This window comes from Micromonospora sp. NPDC002389 (assembly GCF_040296095.1).
In the GTDB taxonomy this organism is placed as follows: domain Bacteria; phylum Actinomycetota; class Actinomycetes; order Mycobacteriales; family Micromonosporaceae; genus Micromonospora.
In genome coordinates, this window is record NZ_JBEOWP010000004.1 from 346,576 (window position 1) to 366,685 (window position 20,110).

At 70.0% G+C, this 20,110-nt stretch carries 12 protein-coding genes; 2 read left to right on the plus strand and 10 right to left on the minus strand.

Features of this window, described 5'->3' with window-relative positions; translation table 11 throughout:
- Positions 1-10 precede the first annotated feature (10 nt).
- From ABT008_RS10445 to ABT008_RS10470, 6 genes are all read right to left on the minus strand, one after another.
- A complete protein-coding gene (locus ABT008_RS10445) occupies positions 11-3,202 on the minus strand; it encodes a family 43 glycosylhydrolase (protein WP_350695384.1) in 3,192 nt (1,063 codons plus the stop codon).
- 71 nt (positions 3,203-3,273) lie between these two features.
- The gene (locus ABT008_RS10450; RefSeq protein WP_350695385.1) at positions 3,274-8,010 is read right to left on the minus strand and encodes an Ig-like domain-containing protein; all 4,737 of its coding nucleotides are present in this window, start codon (positions 8,008-8,010) and stop codon (positions 3,274-3,276) included.
- Between the two features lie 130 nt (positions 8,011-8,140).
- Positions 8,141-10,093: a glycoside hydrolase family 127 protein gene (locus tag ABT008_RS10455; protein ID WP_350695387.1), complete on the minus strand. Its 1,953-nt coding sequence runs from the start codon at positions 10,091-10,093 to the stop codon at positions 8,141-8,143.
- Positions 10,094-10,095: 2 nt separating this feature from the next.
- The gene (locus ABT008_RS10460) at positions 10,096-11,010 is read right to left on the minus strand and encodes a carbohydrate ABC transporter permease (protein WP_350695389.1); all 915 of its coding nucleotides are present in this window, start codon (positions 11,008-11,010) and stop codon (positions 10,096-10,098) included.
- Between the two features lie 4 nt (positions 11,011-11,014).
- Entirely contained in the window at positions 11,015-11,932 is a 918-nt protein-coding gene (locus ABT008_RS10465; protein ID WP_350695391.1) for a carbohydrate ABC transporter permease, read from the minus strand.
- A gap of 103 nt (positions 11,933-12,035) precedes the next feature.
- Positions 12,036-13,334 (minus strand): ABC transporter substrate-binding protein, encoded by a 1,299-nt coding sequence (locus ABT008_RS10470; RefSeq protein WP_350695392.1) that lies wholly within the window; start codon positions 13,332-13,334, stop codon positions 12,036-12,038.
- 612 nt (positions 13,335-13,946) lie between these two features.
- Between ABT008_RS10470 and ABT008_RS10475 the strand changes: the two genes are divergently transcribed.
- On the plus strand, positions 13,947-14,969 hold the full coding sequence (locus tag ABT008_RS10475) for a LacI family DNA-binding transcriptional regulator (protein WP_350695394.1): 1,023 nt from the start codon (positions 13,947-13,949) through the stop codon (positions 14,967-14,969).
- A gap of 157 nt (positions 14,970-15,126) precedes the next feature.
- Here the strand turns inward: ABT008_RS10475 and ABT008_RS10480 are convergent, their stop codons facing one another.
- Positions 15,127-16,164 (minus strand): LacI family DNA-binding transcriptional regulator, encoded by a 1,038-nt coding sequence (locus ABT008_RS10480; protein WP_350695396.1) that lies wholly within the window; start codon positions 16,162-16,164, stop codon positions 15,127-15,129.
- A gap of 481 nt (positions 16,165-16,645) precedes the next feature.
- On the opposite strand from ABT008_RS10480, the gene ABT008_RS10485 reads away from it, so the two are divergent.
- Complete coding sequence (locus tag ABT008_RS10485; protein ID WP_350695397.1) at positions 16,646-17,884, plus strand: cellulose-binding domain-containing protein; 1,239 nt, start codon at positions 16,646-16,648, stop codon at positions 17,882-17,884.
- A 75-nt stretch (positions 17,885-17,959) separates the two neighbouring features.
- Here the strand turns inward: ABT008_RS10485 and ABT008_RS10490 are convergent, their stop codons facing one another.
- The 3 genes from ABT008_RS10490 to ABT008_RS10500 all read right to left on the minus strand — a co-directional run bounded on the left by ABT008_RS10490 (position 17,960) and on the right by ABT008_RS10500 (position 20,085).
- The gene (locus ABT008_RS10490) at positions 17,960-18,166 is read right to left on the minus strand and encodes a helix-turn-helix domain-containing protein (RefSeq protein ID WP_350695398.1); all 207 of its coding nucleotides are present in this window, start codon (positions 18,164-18,166) and stop codon (positions 17,960-17,962) included.
- Positions 18,166-18,645 carry a DUF2975 domain-containing protein gene (locus ABT008_RS10495; protein WP_350695399.1) on the minus strand — a complete coding sequence of 160 codons (480 nt, stop codon included), beginning with the start codon at positions 18,643-18,645 and terminating at the stop codon, positions 18,166-18,168. Before ABT008_RS10495 ends, ABT008_RS10490 begins: the two co-directional genes overlap by 1 nt.
- Positions 18,646-18,708: 63 nt before the next feature.
- On the minus strand, positions 18,709-20,085 hold the full coding sequence (locus ABT008_RS10500; RefSeq protein WP_350695401.1) for a transaminase: 1,377 nt from the start codon (positions 20,083-20,085) through the stop codon (positions 18,709-18,711).
- Between the last annotated feature and the right edge of the window lie 25 nt (positions 20,086-20,110).

The window sequence follows — 20,110 nt, forward strand, 5'->3', positions numbered from 1 at the left end:
TCTCTCGTGGTTACTGGGCTTGACGAGGGTCTGCGGCACAGTTGGCGCCGGGGTGGTCCTGGGTGACGACGGTCGTCACGTCCGTACCGTCGACCGAGCCGGTGACCCGCACGGTGGCGGTGCCGGACGGGACCGACGCGGCACGGGTGGTGAACTGCTGGAACGCGCTCGCACCCGACGCCACGGCCGACACCGACCGCTGCCCGTACGCGCTCTCCAACACCACGTCCACCGGACCGTCGTGATCGTTACGCGCCTGCACCGCCACGTACGCCTTCCCGGCCACACACCGCGTCTGCACGGTGACCGTCACCGGCACCTCGGGCCGGACGCCCGGGTCGTCGGCGAACACCCGCCACTCGGTGACGGCGACCGCCGAGTAGGTGGTGCCGTTGCCGTTGGCCCGGATGGTGGCCCGCACCCTCGACGTGGTCACCGGGTCGAAGGAGACGGTGTTGAACGCGGTCGTGCTGGTGCCGTACGGCGAGGCGCCGGTCACGTCACGCCAGGCCGAGGTCGTGGCGTCCCAGTACTGCACCACCCACCCGTCGGGCTGGGCGACACCGTCTCCGGTGCCCTGGTTGGAGTCCCGCCAGAACTTCAGCTCGGTGCCGGTGATCCGCACCGGGCGGCTCCAGTCGTACTGGATCCACTGGGTGGCCGGGCGGGTGCCCGACCAGGTCCCCCAGATCTGCGCCTGGCTCGGGTTGGTCGGGTCGGCACCGTCGTTGAGCGCGGTGACGCTGTTCCAGCCCGCCGTGAACGAGGCGGTCGGGGTACCGATCGGCCCGATGTTGCCGGTGAGCGGCCCCGACAGGTCGGCCGGGATGACGACCGTCTTGGCGGTCTCCAGGTTGCCGGCCACGTCGATCGCCCGGTACGACACCGTACGCCGGTTCGCGTCGGGTGCCGGGATCACACCGTCGTACGTGGTCCAGGCGCCGGTGCCGAGGGTGTACTCGATCCGGGCGACGCCGGAGGTGGCGTCGGTCGCGGCGAGCGTGACCGCCCGCGTGGTGCTGTTCACCGTGGCGGTGCTGACCGGGGCCGTGGCGTCGACGCGTACCTCCAGGGAGGCCGGGTCGGAGACGTTGCCGGCCCGGTCGGTGGCGGTCGCGGTGACGGTGTGCCGGCCGTCCCCGGTGACGGTGACGTCGACCGACCGTACGTCGGTGGCCTCGACCGGCGTGCCCGAGCCGACCCGCGCGGAGATGGTCATCCGGCCACCCCGGTCGTCGACACCGGCGGCCCGCACCCGCACCGTGGACCGGAACCAGCCGTCGCTGCCGGCGCTGCCGCTGGGCGTGAGCGTCACCGTCGGCGGCGTCACGTCTCCCTCGGTGTCGTCCGGCGAGATGACGGTGACCTGCGCGGAGACCCGGTCGGCGGCGTAGCCGAGCACGGTCCCGCCGACGGTGAACGTCCGGGGCTCGGCGACGTCCGCAGGCCGCACCTCGTCCCAGTAGACCGGCACCCGCAGCGTCTGCGCGCCGAACGACACCGGCAGCGTGTCCGGCAGGTCGGTCTCGCCGACCTCCACGGTCATCGCCGGGGCGGTGACCGACTCCGGCTGCGCGGCGAGGACCTTCCACTCCTCGACCGCCACCCCGGAGTACGTGCTGCCGTTGGTCGACGCGTCGAACACCGCGCGCACCTGCGTGGTGGTCACCGGGTCGAAGGTGGTGTTCTGGAAGCCCTGCGTCGCGGTCGGGAATCCGCTCGGGTTGGGCACGTCGGCCCACTGCCCGGTGTCCAGGTTCCAGTACTGCATGCGCCAGCGGGCCGGCGCGGCGACACCGACGCCGGTGCCCTGGGGCTGGTCGTTCCAGAAGTCGATCTGCGAACCGGAGATCCGCATCGGCTGGTCCCAGGTGTACTGCACCCACTGCTGCGGCGGGTTGTTGCCGGTCCAGGTGCCCCACATGTCCGGCGGCAGCGGGTTGGACCGGACGATCTCGTCGTTGAGCGCCTTCACCCAGTACTGCACGGGTACCGGCTCGTTGGAGACGGTGACCCGGGCCTCCTGGGCGATGTTCGGCCGGGGGGTGAGGTCACGTCCCTTGGCCGGGGTGGGCGTGACGAGCTTCATCCGGGGCGGGGTCAGCGAGTCGTCCCACTCGACCGGGTCGATCGCCACCGAGCGCCGGAAGTGACCGCCGCCCACGGCGTCGGCGGTGTGGTACGCCAGGTACCACGTGCCGTTGAACTCCAGGACGCCCGGATGGCTGGTGGTCGAGGAGACCGGACGCAGGAAGGTCCCCCGGTAGGTCCACGGTCCCTCCGGCGACGCGGCCGTGCCGTAGGCGAGGCAGGCGTGGTAGTTCGCCGGGGTGCACTGCGAGGTCGGGCCGGCGTTGTTGCCGGCGTACGCCATGTAGTAGGTGCCGTTGCGCTTGAAGGCCCAGGCGCCCTCGAAGAACCCGGTGAGGCCGGTGACGGTGCGCGGGGCGCCGATCGGGGTCTTCATGTCCTGCTGGAGTTCGAGCATCCGCAGTTGGCTGAAGGAGCCCCACCAAATGTAGACGCGCTGGTTCGGGGCCTCGCCGTCGACCAGGATCGTCGGGTCGATGTTGTGGATGGTGTTCGGTGTGGGCACCCGCTGGGAGATGATCGGGCCACCCGCGTGGTCGGTCCACGGGCCGGTCGGGCTCTCCGACACAGCCACCCCGATCGCGAACCGGTCCGAGGCGGTGCTGTTGCGTTCGTGGATCGGGACGTACCAGTAGTAGCGTCCGTCGACGCCCTGGATCACCTGGCCGGCGTACGCGCGGCCGGGGGTGGCCCAGTCGAAGACGGCCTCCGGGCGCATCAGCGACGGGTAGTGGGTCCACTCCCCCGCCTCGACGTCGCTGGTCCGGAAGGCGCCCCACTCGTTCATGATGAAGTCGTTGGTGGACGGTCCGGCCTGGTCGTGGCCGGTGTAGATGTAGAGCTGGTCGGCGTCGGTGTCGTTGCCGGGGGCACCGGCGCGGACGACCATCGGGGCCGGGTCGGCGGAGTAGTAGCTGCCGTCGCCGAGGATCGGGTTGACCGTGTTGGTGAAGGTGTACGACTGGGGTTCGGCGGCGTGTGCCGGACCGGCGACGCCGGCCAGGCCACCGGCGACGAGCCCGACGGACGCGGCCACGGCGATCGCCCTGCGCCATCGGCGTGACGGCCGGGTGGAGGGTGGGGCGGCGCCGCGCCCCACGGTGGTGTTCACGGTGTCGATCTCCTCACTCGTGCGCGGGGGTGGTGGCGGCGCCCAGAGCGGGCGCCGCCACCACGAGGGGGTCAGCCGCAGGTGAGCGCGCCGAACGGCGCCTCGAACTCCACGGTCACCGGCTCGCCGTCGACGGTTCCGGTGGCCTTCACCGTCGCGGTCCCGGCCTGCACCGACTTGGCGCGGGAGTTGAACGCCTGGAAGGCGGACTTCCCGGGTGCCACCTCGGCGACCGTCCGCGAGCCGTACGGCGTGACCAGCTCGATGCGCAGCGGCACGTCCTCGGCGTTGCGGGCGTTGACGGAGACGTAGACGTTGCTACCGGTGCAGCGCGTGCTGGCCTGCACCTCGACGTCCCAGACCGGAGTCTGGGGCGGGTCGCCCACGGTGAGGGTCAGCGTGGTCCGGGTGGCCCCGGCCTGGCTGACGTACGGGGGCAGGATCAGGTCACCGATGATGGTGTAGCGGCCGGGGGTGTTGACGATGCGCTCGTCGAAGTCCCAGTCGACACCGATGGCCTGGTTGTCCCGCGACCCGTCGTTGTAGGAGACCTCCACCTTGTCCGGCAGGAACGGCAGCTCGCCCACCTCGACGGACTGTTCGAAGGTCTCGGCGCCCTGGATCGAGATACCGCCGGTGGACATCTCCGGCCGTACGTAGATCCGCGCCTCGGCGATCAGCCCGTACGCGTCGTTCGTGCCGTAGACCACGAACGGGTCGACGTTCGGCTCGGCGACCTGCTCGGGCGTGATCTCCTGCCAGTTGAACGCGACCTGGCCGCGCTCGCCGCTGGCGTAGACGGCGTCCAGCGTGCTCGGCAGCGTCGGCACGTCACCGACACCGGTGCGGATGAGCACCGGCGAGCGCACCGAGTCGACCGTCTCGCCGTTGGCCCGCCAGCGCAGCACACCGGTCCCGGCGCCGCTGCCCTGCACGCCCCAGATGCGGATGCGCAGATAGCTGGTGGTGACCGGCTCGAACTCGAAGCTGTTGAACCGGTTGGTCGCCAGCCCACCGGCGTACGTGGAGCCCTCGGCCAGCGTCACCGGCGTCCAGGTGGTGCCGTTCGTCGAGGTCTCGATGGCGTACGTGCCGGCGTTGGGGCGACGGGTGCCGCCGTTGTCGTCGTACCAGTAGATGTCGGTCGAGGAGAGTCGCACCGGCGCGGCCCACCGGTACTGGATCCACGCCTCCCGGGCGGTGCTGGTGCCGTTCTGCGGCTGGCCCCAGTTGCCCCAGCCGCTGCCGGCACCCGGGTTGGAGTTGTTCGGCGTGGTGGGCTCGTTGACCCGCGAGTGGTTCTCCCACGACGCCGTGCCACTGGTGCTGATCGTGGCCGAGGCGCCGAACTCCGCGGTGACCTCGCGCTCGGCCAACGTGACCGAGACGTTCGCGGTCGACCGCTTCTCGCCGTCGTCGGCCCAGAACCGGAACACGTAGTCACCGGCGACGGTGCCGGTGACCCGGGTGGTCAGCGCCCGCGCGTCGGCGAAGATGACGCCGGCGCCCTGCGGCGCGGAGACGGTCTCCCAGCCGAAGGTCAGCTCGCTGTCGTACGGGATGCCGTCGTCGGCGGCCGTGGCGACGAGCCGGGTGGACAGGTTGCCGTCCGCCGAGCCGTCCCGGTTGGCGGTGACCTGCGGCGCCTGGTTGGTCACGTCCGGCACGTCCCGCCCGGACTCGAACACCTGGATCTCGCTGATCGCGGTGAAGTGGGTCGGGTTGTTGGTGAAGGTCACCCGGAGCTTGTCGGTGGTGACGGTGTCGAACAACGCCTCGTTGAACTTGGCCGACGGTACGACCGGGTTCTTGAACTGGTCCGGCACCTCCTTCCAGCCGCCGTTGCCGTCGGGCACCTGCACCCACCAGCGCGCTGGCTCGCGGTAGCCACCGGCCTGCCGGTCGCTGACGAAGAAGACCTTGACGTTGTCGAGGCTCTTGGCCGAGCCCAGGTCCAGCTCGATGTAGCCGTTGCGCTCGGTGGTGCCGTAGTTGCCCCAGTACGGCTCGTTGGCGGTGATCCCGTCGGTGACGGCCGCCAGCGACACCGGACGCTCGGTCTCCGAGATGGCGCCGGGCGTGTAGTTCATCGAGGTGGTGCTCCAGCCGGGCGTGTGGAACTGCCGCCACGGCGTGGGCCGCACACCCTGCTGGGTGTACGAGGAGCTGAGCTGGGCGCCCTGCGCCAGGTTTGGCGCCTCCTCGGTCAGGTCGATGCCGGCCGTCTTGAGGTAGCTGACGACGCGGTCGTCGGAGATCGGGGTGTCCACCGCGCTCGGGAAGTCGGCCCCGGTGGTGGCGGTGAAGGTGACGGTCACGCCCTCCTCGGCCTGCACCTGGTTGGTGTTCGGGTCGTAGGTGAACTTGCCGAGCTTGTCGGTGGTGACCTTCTTCTCGCCGTTGAGGAACAGGCTGTAGCCGGCGCCCAGTCCGTACTTGCTGCCGTCCGGGTCCCAGACGATGGTGACGTCCTGACCGTGGTACCGCAGGTTGTTGACCATGAAGTGCTCGTAGCCGAACTGGATCGGCCACAACTCGATCTTGTCATCGGAACGCGGCTGGATGCCGCCCATGTCCTCGATGAAGATGTAGTTCATGTTGCCGAGCATGATGTGGTTCTGGTTGTTGCGGTTGTAGGAGCGCGTCGTCGGGTTCCAGTTGGAGTAGTACTCCGCCTGGTTCGCGACCCGCATGTCCGCGTTCGGATAGATGCTCCACGCCATCCAGTCCAGCAGCCGCTTGGCGTACTCCGGAGTGATGTACTTCTGCTCCGGGTCGTAGTGGCGCAGCGCCGACCGCACACCGCGGTACTGCACGGTGAAGTTGATGTTCGAGAAGTTGTTCGAGCCGCCGATCCCGTACACCGACCGGTCGTACTGGTTGGCGGTGTAGAACGGGAAGATCGGGAAGTTGTCGCCGTAGGTCAGGAACCGGAACCCGTCGACGTACTTCTCCCACTGGTCGGTCGGGATCAGGTTCTCGGCGTAGATGTCGTAGAGGTTCGTCTCCTTGGCCGGGATCAGGTTCCGGGCCGAGGCGGGCAGCGGGTTGGCCCGCCCGTTCGCGGTCGCCGCGCTGCTCGCGCCGTGCGACGTGCCGGCCAGGAACATCCGCATGTCCGGGCTCCAGAGCCGGTTCAGGATCGCGTCCCGGATCTCGTCGGCGCTGGTCCCCATGGCGTCGATCTTGGCCTGGTCGGCGTCGGAGATCTGGTAGAGCTGGCGGGCCGCGTCGAACGCGCCCCACACGTACGCCGACTCCGGCCGCTCGATCGTCCGCGCGCCCGGTGCTCCGGCGTTCACCTTCGGGAAGCCGAACGTGATCGCGTCGGCGTCGTTGCCCGGCATGTAGTTGGTGTCGTACGCGATCAGCTTGTCGTCGTTGCCGTCGTAGTGCTCCAACTGACCGACGCCGTCACCCTCGAAGTACTGGGCGAACTTGCGGGCGACCTGCTTGCCGCCGCCGTGCACGTTGTACGCCTCGAGCCCGGCCGTGCCGAGGTACTGCGAGTAGTGGTTGTTCCAGCTCGTGTGCCCCGGGCTGTCCAGGAAGGCCGAGGAGCCGGAGAGCTCACCGATGTTGAGGATCTGGCCGTAGCCCAGGTAGGGCGTACGCAGCCACTTGGTGTCCTGCAGGTGCATCGGCTGGGTCAGCGCGACCGAGTTCTGGTAGAGGTTCACCCCCTCGATCGTCGTGGGGTACTGGTAGACGTGGCCGGAGGCGTTGGCGTCGAGCGAGTTGTAGCGCTCGCCCCACCAGCGGTACACGATGGCCTTCTCCATCGCCGCGTCCGGGACGTTGATGTACGGCACGTCCTGGGCCCAGCGGCGGTGGAAGGCGGTGATGCCGGTCCGTACGGCCGTGCTCGGCGACAGCTCGGCGTACTCCTGGTAGCTCTCCACCGTCTCGGGCAGCGTGGCCGAGGAGACCGCGCCGACCACCGACAGCGACAGCGAGCCGCCGGCCGGGACGGTGATCTCCCGGTCCAGGTTGCTGCCGGTACGCGTGAAGCCGGAGCCGGTGAGGTCCACCCGGACGGCGTCCCACGGGGTGTCGACGAGCCCGTTGTTCGAACCGCTGGTGATGGTGCGGGTGCCGGTGAGCGCGCCGTTGCCCGCAGCCTGGGTGGCCAGCGGAGACGCGGCCCGGACGGTGAAGGTGGCCGCCGAGCCGCCGGGGTTGGTGAACTCGATGGCGGTGACCGCCACGTTGTCGTAGGTGATGAACTTCGTCAGGTCGGCGCTGACCCCGGTGGAGCCGATGGTGTACCGGCTCTTGGCGTGGCTCGGCGCGTTGAACCGGTTGGCGTTCACCTCGGACACGGTCTGGCCGGGCACCGTGACGGTGTAGAGGTTGCCGAGGTTGTTGGGGCCACCGACGAACGTGTTGCCGGCGAAGCCCATCACGGTGAAGTTGTTGTTGGAGGCGCCGCGCATGTAGAGGGTGCGTCCTCGGGTCATCAGCACCGCTGACCCGAGGGTGCCGCTCACTCCGAGGATGCGGTCGAGGTAGTAGTCCGTGCCGCCGGCGGCGAGGTCGGAGTCGAAGATGGACTGGTGCATGCTGCCGGCGGTGAACGGTACGCCCGGCCGGAGCTGGTCGGCGACGTTGCCGACGTTGCTGTAGACCGGGTCGCCGATGTCCATGACGTGGTTCTGACCATTGGTGTGGACCCCGACGTCGCCCTCGTTACCGGGCAGGACGGGGCCGGCCGCGTGGGCCGGGGACGATACGGCGACCGTCCCCGACACCACGAGCGCGGCAAGGGCACCCCAGAGGGGCACCCTCCGCACGCGTCTGCGGATCATCTTCTTCCTCCTTGATATCGGCGCGGGTGGGCGGGTGAGGCGGTCCCCCACATCGCACCTAGGTGGTGATTCGAGCGGCTCCTGGTGGTGCTGCCGGCGCGGGCCGGAAGTATCGGTGTGAGCGTTAACATCAGCTCCGCCCCCGGCCCTGCTCCGGCAGGCCACCGTCGACGGGGATCCAGACCCGCATGGTCGAGGGACCACGGTTGGCCCAGGCGTGGTACGGCACCAGCGTCACCTCGTCGAACACCTCGACGGGCGCGGGCGACGCCTCGGCGGCGTCGGCCCGGTAGGGCCATTCGTGGTCGTGCGGGCGCACCCGGCGGCACCGCACCACCACCCGGCCGTCGACCAGCCGGGGCGGTTGGCTGGTGTCGATGCGCAGCTCGTCGACGGTCGCCACCTCCGGCACGTCCACCGACTCCAGCGCGTACACCAGCGGACCGCGCTCCACCGCGACACAGCCCCGCACCGCGTCGATGCGGCTGTCCGGATGGGTGAACCGGGGCGCCATCGGCAGGGCCAGGACGACCTCGTCGCCGCGCCGCCAGGTGCGCTGCTCGGTGACCATGCCAGGGGCGACCGGCCGGGTGGCTCCGGCGACGGTGACGGTGGCGCCCTCGACGGCCCAGTCCGGCACCCGCAGCGACAGCGACCACGGGCGGTCGTCGTCGCTGTCGACGCGTACCCGGATCTCGCCGTCGTGCGGGTAGTCGGTGGTGATCACCAGGCACCGCTCCCGCCCGTCGGGGAGGCGGTGCGCGAGGGTGCCGGGCAGGTACTGGTGCAGTTGCAGGCCCTCGTCGTCGTAGGTGGCGGCGTACGCGCCGAGGCTGGCCACGGTGCGGGCCACGTTGGTCGGGCAGCAGGAGACCTCGAACCACGGCGCGCGCAGCGAGGCCGCCGCACGCAGGCTGGGCCGGTCGGCGTCGGGCACCGTGCCGAGTTCCCGGCGGTGCAGCGTGTTGGTGTAGAAGAAGCTGCGCCCGTCGGTCGACGGCGACGTCGACACCACGTTGAACAGGGTCCGCTCGATGAGGTCGGCGTAGCGGGACTCACCGTCGGCGAGCAGCAGCCGCCAGGCCAGCATCACCGAGCCGATGCCCGCACAGGTCTCCGAGTACGCCCGGTCCGGCGGGAGCATCCAGTCCTCGCCGAACGCCTCGTCCTGGTGCCGGGAGCCCTGCCCACCGGTGACGTAGGTGCGCCGGGTGACCGTGTGGTGCCACTGGCCGCGTACCGCGTCCAGCAGGCTGGCGTCCTTCAGCTCGACCGCGACGTCGACGGCACCGGCGGCCAGGTAGTTCGCCCGCACCGCGTGACCGCGCAGCACGGTGGCCTGCCGGATCGGGGTCTCGTCCTGGAAGTACTCCCGACCGAACTCGATGTCGGCGAGCCGGCCGTGTCCGCGCCGGTCGACGAAGAGCGCGGCCTGGGTCAGGTAGCGGTCCTGGCCGGTGGTGCGGGCCAGTTCCACCAGGGCGGTCTCGATCACCGGATGGCCGCAGACGCTGTCGATGCCGTCCACGCCGAACGTCTCGCACACGTGGTCGGCGGCCCGGCAGGCGATCTGGAGCAGGCCGTCGTCGGCACCCGGCCGGGTCCGCGCCCGGGCCACGGCGGCCTGGACGAGGTGGCCGACGCAGTAGAGCTCGTGCCCCCATTCCAGGTCCGACCAGCGCGGTTCCTGTCCGGGACGGCCGAACTTGGTGTTCAGGTAACCATCCGGCTCCTGCGCCGCGCCGACCCGCCGCACCAGGGCGCGGAACCGCGATTCGAGATCGGGGTCGGCGGTCCGGCCGATCTCCCACGCCATCGCTTCCAGGAACTTGTAGATCTCCGAGTCGGAGAACTCGCGTCCGCGCCGCTCGCCGGAAAGGTCGCCGTCCACCGCCAGGTCGAAGTTGCGGACCCAGCCCTCCCGTTCGAGCCAGTGCGCGATGTGGTCGAGGGTCACGCCGCCGTTGACCGACTGGCGCTCGGCCCAGAATCCGCCCGCGATCCGGACTTCCCGCAGGTCGAGGGGGCGCAGGCGACCCCGGACCGGCAGGACGGGTGCGGCCGGATGTGCGTTGCCGCTCATGGTCATCCTTTCAGCGCGCCGGACATGAAGCCGCGCACGTAGTGTCGTTGCAGCAGGAGGAACAAGACGATGCACGGCAGGGCGAGCACGACGACGCCCGCTTCGGTCGCCCCGTAGTCGACGACACCCTGGACCTGGCCGCGCAGGTTGGACACGGCCAGCGGCAGCGTCATCTTCTCGGTGTCGTTGATCAGGATCAGCGGGGCCATGAAGTCGTTCCACGCGGCGAGGAAACCGAAGAGACCGACGGTGATCAGACCGGGTTTCACGGCGGGCAGCAGCACCCGCCACAGCGCGCTGAACGACGAGCAGCCGTCGACCATCGCGGCCTCGTCGAGTTCGCGGGGCACCGCCTCGAACGAGATGCGCATCAGGAAGGTGGAGAACGGCAACTGGAACATGGTCAGCACGAGCGCGACGCCGACCAGGGAGTTCTGCAACCCCACCTGGTTGAGCAGGACGTAGAGCGGGATCAGCAGCGTCGCGTACGGGACCATCAGGATGGCCAGGGTGAGCAGGAACAGGATGTTCTTGCCGGGGAAGCGGAACCGCGCGAAGGCGTACCCGCCGAGGAACGAGATCAGCAGCGTCAGCGCGACGGTGAGCAGCGAGACGAATGCGGAGTTGCCGAGGTATCGCCAGACGCCGGCCTGGTAGGCGGCCAACGTCTGGTAGTTGCCGATGCCCCAGCCGTCCACCTGGTTGGTGCCCGGTTGCGGGGAGATGGAGGCGACCGCGGTCCAGGCCAGCGGCGCCAGGAAGATCAGTGCGACCGAACCGGTGAACACCCAGTACGGCGTCCGCAGCGCGATCCCGGCGATGGTGGTCCCGGTCGGCTTCTTCGGCCTCGACGGCTCCGGCGCGGACGGCGGTGTCCCGTCGGCGACGGTCGGAGGGGTGCGGGAGTCGACGGTCATCGGATCAGTTCTCCTCGGACCGGAAGGCGCGCATCTGCAACGCGTTGATCAGGATCAGGGCGACCAGCACGATGACGGAGATGGCCGCCGCCACCCCCAGGTCGTTCTGGCCCTGGAACGCCACCATGTAGATGAGCTGCACGACGGTGATCGTGCTGTTGTCCGGGCCGCCCTTGGTCAGGATGTAGAACTGCTCGAAGGCGAGCAGGGAGCCGGTCACGCAGAGCACGGTCGTCAGCGCCAGCGTGGGACGCAGCAGCGGCAGCGTGACCTTGCGGAAGGTCTGCCAGCGGGTCGCCCCGTCGGTACGCGCCGCCTCGTACACGTCGGCCGGAATTCCTTGCAGGCCGACCAGCATGAGCACCATGTAGAAGCCGGCGTACCGCCACACGATCAGGAAGGTCGTCGAGAACAGCGCCGCGTTCGGGGAGCCGAGGAACGTGATGCCCAGGCGGTCCATCAGCGGGGCCAGCGGGCTCGCGTACGGCGAGTAGATCACGTAGAACAGCAGCGACGCCGAGGCCAGGCCGAGCGCGCTGGGGATCAGGAACGAGGCCCGCAGCAGGTTGTTCCACCGGCTCGACTCCTGCACCAGCAGGGCCAGCCCCAGGCCGAGCGCCAACAGCAGCACGGTCGCGAGCGCGGTGTACTTGAGGGTGAACACCACCGAGTCGGTGAAGAACCGGTGCTCGACCGCCTTCACGAAGTTGTCGGGCGCGTTGAACCCCTGGTCACCGGTGAGCAGCGGCCACCGCGACAGCGACATCTTGACGACCAGCAGCAGCGGCACGGCGAACAGCAGTGCCACGAAGACCGCGGTCGGCATCGCATAGAGCCAGCCGAGCAGTGCCTGACGACCTCGGGGACGGGCGCGGCGCCGTGTCGCCGCACTGGGCGGGCGAGACGGAGCGGTGACGCTCATGGGAACCTCTCGTTTCCTTCGCTGACGGGCGGACCGTGGGCGCGACGTGGGCGTGTGCCGACCGGTAGGGACTCCTCGGGCGGCACACGCCCACGCCGGGTACCTACTGCTTCAGGACGGCGCTGATCTCGCCGTTGTCCTTCTGCAGGTCGCCGTTCCCGTTGAGCACCTGGTTGCGGACGAGGGTCAGCCACGGGCTGTTCGGCGCGTTGAACGCCTGCTGGAAGTTGAGCGCGACCGGGGTGTCACCCTGACCGGCCACCTCGTTGATGGTCACCAGGCGCGGGTCCTCGGCGGCGTACTTGTTGTTGGCCAGGTCGGCGCGGGAGACCACGTCCTTGTTCTTGGCCAGCACCTCGACCTGGGCCTCCTCGGACATCATCCAGCTCAGGAAGTTCCAGGCCTGGGCGGCCTTCTTGGAGTCCTTCGAGATGCCGATGCCGTCGCCACCGACGAAGGTGGAGGCGCCGCCGTTGGGGCCGGGGATGCCGGCGACACCGACGTCGAACGGCGTCGAGGAGAGCAGCGTCGCCGGGTAGAACATCAGGCCGACCTTGCCCTCGGTGAAGGCGGCGGTCCAGGTCGGGCCGGTCTCCCCCGCCGAGGCGGGCAGCACGGCACCCGAGCGCCACAGGTCCTGCCAGGTGCTGAAGACCTTCTGCGCGGTCTCGTCGGCCAGCTTGGACTCGGTGCCGTCCTCGCTGAGCACCTGGCCGCCGTCTGCCCAGACGGACGGGAACCAGGTGAAGACCAGGCAGCCGCCGCAGTTCAGGCCGGCGGCCGTACCGTAGACGCCGTCCTTGCCCGAGGCCTGCACCGCCTTGGCGGCGGCGGCGTACTCGGCGAGCGACGCCGGCGCCTTCTCCGGGTCGAGCCCGGCGTCCCGGAACAACTGCTTGTTCCAGAACATCATCGACAGGTCCAGCACGAACGGCAGGACGTGGGCCTTGTTGTCGACGGTGCCCGCCGACAGGTGCCCCTTGTTGATCTGGTCCTTGAAGTCCAGACCGTCGATGTTGGAGCTGAGGTCCTGGAACAGGCCCTGGTTGACCCAGTTCGGCACGTAGACGATGTCCGCGGCGAACAGGTCCGGAAGGCCGCCGGAGCCGGCCGCCGCACCGACCTTGGCGACGTAGTCGTCGTTCGGTACGACGGTGAGCTTGACCTGGTTCTGGTGCTTGGCGTTGTACGCGTCCACCAGCAGCTTCGCCTGCTTCTCCAGTGGCGCGCGGGTCCACAGGGTCAGCTCGCTGCCGTCGTCGACGCCGGTCGGGCCGGCCTCGGCCGCGCTCGGGCCGCTCGGCTCGTCGCTGCCGCAGGCCGCCACGGCGAGGACCATCGTCGCCGCCATTGCTCCGGCCAGCGAACGCAGGGCAGTACGCCTGCCCAGGGTTTTCCTCATGATTCCTCTCCTAGTCTGCATCGATGCTCGCCGGGGAGCCGCGTAGCGGTTCCCGTGAGCCGGGTAGCGGGGTTCCGCTCGATCGGGTAGGACCGGAGCCGCCGCACCGGCCGTCGGCCGTGGCGCCCCCCGTGGACGTGATCGGCGAAGCCGGATGATCAGGTACGGCCGGCGGGTGGCCGGCCGGGCAGGGTCAGGGTGTGGACAACAGATCGCCGACGGGGCTCCGCCGAACCGAGGTGTCGTGTGGACGGCCCGAGACGGCACCGTCACACCGCTGCGTCGCGCGGGCCCGTTGCACCGGTGACGACGACGCGGCCCGCACCGTCTTCGTGGGCGATGCCTCGTCCGTCCTCATCGGTGTCGCCTCCCGCCGGGTTCGACGGAACCGGCACGGCAAGCCGCACCGCCGCCGAGGTGGTCGGTATCACTTTCCGCCGCTAGCGTGGCCCACGAAAACGGTTTCGGCAAGATGTCGGACGGGTAAAACCTGAACCTGTTTCGGTGTGGGCTTCACCTTCCGCTGCATGCACTCTGCGCTCTACGCTTGCCCCGGATACGGGGGCAGCGACCACCTGCCGGCCGTCCTGAAACTTTTGCGAAAGGCTTTCGGTGGGTCGACGACGATCACAGTCAGTGACGCTGAGTGACGTGGCCAGCCGGGCCGGCGTCTCGGTCGCGACCGCGTCCAAGGCGCTCAACGGACGCGCCGAGGTGGCCCAGGCCACCCGGGAACGCGTGCTGCGCGCGGCCGGCGAACTCTCCTTCCAGCCCAACGCGCTGGCCTCCGGGCTGATCAACGGCCGCACCCGCACCGTGGGCCTGCTCACCGACGAGCTGGGCGGCCGGTTCGCCATGTCCATCCTGCTCGGTGCCGAGAACGCCCTCGGCAACGAGCAGATGTCGGTGCTGCTCTGCGACGCCCGGGGCGACGCCATCCGGCGACAGCACTACATCCGTACGCTGCTGGCGCGGCAGGTCGACGGGTTCATCGTGGTCGGCGACAGCAACGAGGTGGGTCCCTCGCTGACCCAGGACATCCCGGTCCCGGTGGTCTACGCCTACGCCGAGTCGACCGATCCCCGGGACCTGTCGGTGATCGCCGACGACGAGGGCGGCGCCCGACTCGCCGCCGAACACCTGGTGCTGCACGGGCGACGGCGGATCGGGCACATCACCGGCCCGGACAGCTACCGCTCGGCACGGGACCGGGCGGCCGGGCTACGGACGGTGCTCACCGAGGCGGGCCTCGACCCCGCCGGGGACCCGCTGTTCGGCGAGTGGTCCCAACGGTGGGGTCGGCACGCCGCCCGCCTGCTGCTGGCCGCCCGCCCGGACGTGGACGCGATCTTCTGCGGCAACGACCAGTTGGCCGCCGGGGTCGCCGACACACTGCGTGACCTCGGCCGGCGCATCCCGGACGACGTGGCGATCGTCGGCTACGACAACTGGGAGTTCTTCGCCGCCGACTGCCGACCACCGCTGACCACCGTGGACCTCAACCTGGAGCGGCTCGGCGCGACCGCGGTCAAGCACCTCTACGCCGCCCTCGACGGCAATCCCGGCAGCGGCGTGATCCGGCAACCCGGCCGCCTCGTCGTCCGCGAGTCGACCGGACCGGCGGTGCACCGCTGAACCACGCACCAGCCCGGTGTCGGCGATCCCTGGCCGGCGTCACCAGTTCCGAGACACGTCCGGCGGCCTGACCTGCTCGGACGAGAGCGTCGACAGGACACCCGGGCGCGGTCCCGGGGTCCCCGTCCGGCCTGCGGGCCAGGGACGTCGACAGGTCTTACCCGATCAGGCTGGCCGGTCGCAGCGCGCGCAGCGGTCGACCGGTGCCGCACGGGGCCGCCGCGCTGCGCCGGCTGATCAGCTCCGGCACCAGCAGGTCGCGCCGTCGCACCGGCGTCTGCTCCGCCGGGTCGAGTTGCGCCAGCAGCAGTCCCAGGCTCCGCCGGCCGAGTTCGGCGAAGTCCTGCCGCACCGACGTCAGCGGCGGCAGGAAGTGCGCGCCGTCCGGCGTACCGTCGAAGCCGACCACGCTGACGTCCTCCGGCACCCGCCGACCCGCCTCGTGCAGCGCCCGCAGCACGCCGAGGGCGAGTTGGTCGCTGGCGCAGAAGACGGCAGTGACGTCGGGGTCGGCGGCCAACCGCTCCCCCTGCTGGTAGCCGGTGCTGGCGCTCCAGTCCCCGGGGAGGACGGCGGGCACCGGCGCACCTGCCGCCCGCAGGGCCTCCCGCCACCCACGGATCCGCTCCTCCGCCTCCGGCCAGTCGTCCGGGCCGGACACGTGGTGCACGGTGGTGTGCCCGAGGTCGAGCAGGTGCCGGGTGGCGAGTCGGGCGCCCGTCACGTTGTCGATCTGCGCACTGGCGATCTCGTCGCTGCACCCACCACCCACCGTCACCGCCGCCAGTTCGCCCGCCGCCTCGGCCAGTGCGCCGGCCATGGCGGGCTTGGGCGCGATGGCGATGAGCCCCTCGACCGACTGCCGGCGCAGCCAGTCCGCCGCGTCGAGCACCGACCGCCGGTCCAGGTGCCGCACGCTGGCGACGCTGACGAAGTAGCCGGCGGAGCGGGCCGCGCCCTCGATGGCGTAGAGCATCGAGGTCGGCCCGTAGAGCGGGCTCTCGTACCCGATGATCCCGAGCGTGCCGGAGCGCCGGGTGACCAGGGCGCGGGCCGCCGGGTTGCGTTGGTAGTCCAGTTCCCGCATCGCCGCCAGCACTCGCTGGCGGGTGTCGTCGGCGACGTACGGGTGGCCGTTGATGACCCGGGAGACCGTCTGGGAGGACACCCCCGCCCGTGCCGCGACGTCACGCATGATCGATCGACCGGTGGACCGTCCGGTGCCGGCCCCGCGGTTCGCCGCGCGTGCCCGTGCCCCGCCGCTTCTCTCGATCATCGTCTGCTCTCCTCGCCCAGAGGTCCCCGATGCGTCGCCCGTGCCGCCGGGACCGATGGTCGGAGCACGCTCGAAAGACCCCGGTGGTCTGATCTCCGACAATGAACCTCGAAAACCGTTTCGGCAATCCCTCTCAGGAGATCTCTGGTGAAAACCGACCCTGGAGATCACTGGATTTCGGTGTCGACGGCCACCGGGAAGCCCGCGCTGGAGGGCAAGTGGGCCAGCCTCGCCCACGAAAACCTTTTCGGCAAGACCTGGGGACCGAATACGGCAGGGTTTGCGAACACTTGGCCACTCGACCAACTCGCCCACCTGCCACCATTTAGTTTACATCGACGCCAATCTATCACCGTCGGTGTGTCCACCGACGGCGTTTCCGACACCGGGAGGACCACCCATGAGATCACCCCGAACAGGACTACGGCTCGGCGTGGCGGTCGTCGCCACACTGGCCTTCACCGGCGGGGCCACCCTGGCGGTGACCGGCGCACAGGCCGCCGCCCCGGGCTGCCGGGTCGACTACCGGGTGACCAACCAGTGGTCCGGCGGGTTCGGAGCCGAGGTGACCGTCACCAACCTCGGCGACCCGCTCAACGGCTGGACCGCGACCTGGACATACGGCGCCGGGCAGAGCGTCACCCAGGCATGGAACGCCACCGTGACACAGAGCGGCAGCCGGGTCAGCGCGACCAACGTCGCCCACAACAGCGCCCTGGGCACCGGAGCCGCCACCTTGTTCGGCTTCAACGGGTCGTGGAACGGCAGCAACCCGGCACCGACCACGTTCGCGCTCAACGGCGTCACCTGCACCGGCGCGCCCGGCACCCCGGCACCGACCACGCCGGCCCCGACGACCCCGGCACCGAGCCCGACCACGCCCCCGCCGACCAGCGGCTGGAACCCGCCCGCGCACCTGGTGAACCCGCTCAACCAGGTGTGGCAGCACGTGGAGCAGACCTACAACAATGGCAACCCGTACGGGTTCCGCAACTACGGCTGGGACCAGGTGATGGCCAACCGTGGCTACCTCAACTTCTGCGTCCGGTGGGACTCCAGCGCCACCGTCACCGCCGCCCAGCGCGACCAGATCCACGCCACCCTCGCCCGGCAGTACAAGAAGTGGATGGACGTGATGGTCGGGCACAACGCCTGGCCGTACCAGCAGGTGCCGATCAAGGTGGTCGGCTGGGCGGTCCGTGACCGCAGCCAGCTCCAGTGGACCGACACCAGCGTCGACGTCTACGTCAACAACATCCGCGAGAACGCCCCGCAGTGCGCCCCCGAGTGCGGTCGCTTCTTCAACCAGGGCGGTCAGTACCCGAACTGTCCCGGCGGGGTGGCCCGCCACTACGACCAGTCGCTCTGGCTGACCGACGGGTTCGGCGGCGGTGCCGGCGGTGACTGGGGTCAACGCATGGGTCGCGAGTACTACATGAACAACCTCAACGCCGAGAACATGCACATCCTGCTGCACGAGATAGGCCACACGTTCGGCCTCGACGACTTCTACGACTGGACGCCCAGCGGAGTCGGCGGGTTCCTGATGCGGGCCGGCAGCGCCAGCTCGATCACCGAGTTCGACGCCTGGATGTTCCGGGACTGGTGGCGGCACCTCAAGAGCCGCTACGGCTACTGACCTCCAGCCCTGCGCTCGACACTCCTGACTACGACACCTCGTGGGGCCCGACCATCCGGCCGGGCCCCACGAGGCTCACTCCTCGACCCATTCGAGCAGGTCACCGGGCTGACATTCGAGCACCCGGCACATGGCTTCCAGGGTGCTGAACCGGACGGCCTTGGCCCGGCCGTTCTTGAGCACCGCCACGTTCGCCGGCGTGAGCCCGACCCGATCGGCGAACTCACCGACGCTCATCTTGCGCTTGGCGAGCTGGACGTCGATGCGTACCACGATGGGCATCAGATCACCGCTTCCATGTCGGTCCGCAGCGTGGTGGCCTGTCGCAGCAGCGCGCGCAGCACCACCATCAGCAGCCCCAGCACGGCGACGCCGGTCGAGAGCAGGAGCAGCAGGAACGGGACTCCGGGGTCGTCGGCCCTGAATCCTACGTAGAGGAACACGGCCACCAGCACCACCCAGGCGGCGGCGACGGCCCACACGATCACGTCCACCCAGACCAGCGAGGCCGGGCTGAAGATGCGGTCGTTCTTGACCAGGGTGAGCAACTTCCAGGTGGCGACGACCACCACCTGGACGCAGAGCACCCAGAAGACCGTGACCGCGGTCAACGGCCACCGCAGGTACGCCTGTTCCGGTGACTCCTGCGCCATGTGGGCGAACTGCCCCGGCAGCGAGAGGGTCTGGAACACGACCAGGATCCCGAACAGCACCACGAGGAAGACTCTGAGGGCGGTCACCGCCCAACGTGTCACCAGCATGTATCGACTATCACTCGCTACCTATCGAGAGTCAATAGGTTTCGACTGTTCCCACCCGATCGGTCACCCCACCAGCTCGCCCAGCGCGTCGCCGAAGACCTCGTGGTGTCGGCGTACGTCCTCGACCGTGGTCTGCGGACACATCAGCGCCATGTTGTGGAACGGGGTCATCAGGATCCCCCGGTTGAGCAGGTAGACGTGCAGGTAGTCCTCCAGGTCGGCATCGGCGCACCGGGCCGACTCGGTGCCGGTACGCGGAGCCGGGTCGACGAATCGGTACTCCACCCGCGCGCCGAGCCGACTCACCGACCACGGCAACGCGTACTCGGCGAACAGCGCGCCCACCCCCTCGGCGAAGCCGGTCGCCACCTCGGCCATGCCGGCGAACGCCTCGTCGGTGAGCACCTCACCCAGGGTGGCCAGGGTGGCCGCGATCGACACCGGGTTACCGGCCAGGGTGCCGCCCACCCCACCCATGTCGACCAGGTCGAGGTCGGTCCGGCCGGTCAGCGCGGCGGCCAGTTCGGCGGAGAGGCCGTACGCGCCGACCGGGATGCCGCCGCCGATGGCCTTGCCGATGGTGACCACGTCCGGCGCCAGATCCCAGGCGGCCGTCGCACCGCCCGGCCCGGCCGAGAACGTGTGCGTCTCGTCGTTGACCAGGTAGGTCCCGTGCTGTCGGGTGAGCGCGCGAACGCCGTCGAGGTAGCCGGGCTCGGGCAGCACGATGCCGATGTTGGTCAACGCCGGCTCCATCAGCACCGCGGCCACGTCACCGTGGGCGAGTTCGCGGGCCAGCCCGTCCAGGTCGTTGAACTCGGCGACCCGGCTGGTGGCGGTCACGTCGCAGGGAGCGCCGACGTTGCCCGCCCGGCTGGTGGGCCGCCCGTCCGGCCCGACCACGATCAGCGACTCGTCCACCGATCCGTGGTAGCAGTAGCTGTTGACCAGGATGCGTGGGCGGCCGGTGACGGCGCGCAGCAGCCGGATGGCCCACCGGTTGGCGTCGGTGGCGGTCAGCGTGAAGCTCCAGGCGGGCAGCCCGAAGCGGCGGGCCAGCTCGGCACCGACCGCCGCCGCCTCCTCGGTGGGCAGCATGGTGGCCGCCCCACCGAGGTCGGCGAGGCGTCGGGTGACCGCCTCGACCACCGGCGCCGGAGAGTGTCCGGCCATCGCCCCGGTGTCGCCGAGGCAGAAGTCCACGTACTCGTTACCGTCGACGTCGGTGACCCGGGCCCCGCGCGCCCGGTCCAGGTACACCGGGAAGCCGGCCGCGTTCTTGTTCATCCAGGTCATCGGGACCTTGCCGAACAGGTGCCGGGCGTCGGCGTACGCGGCGGCCGAGCGGGGGTGGCGGTCCACGAACGTGGACCGCTCCCGCGCGAGCAGCCGGCCCAGACGGGTGCGGTCGACGCCCTCAGCTTCGAAATCCGTCGGCATCGGGCGACAGTACCAACGAGATGGC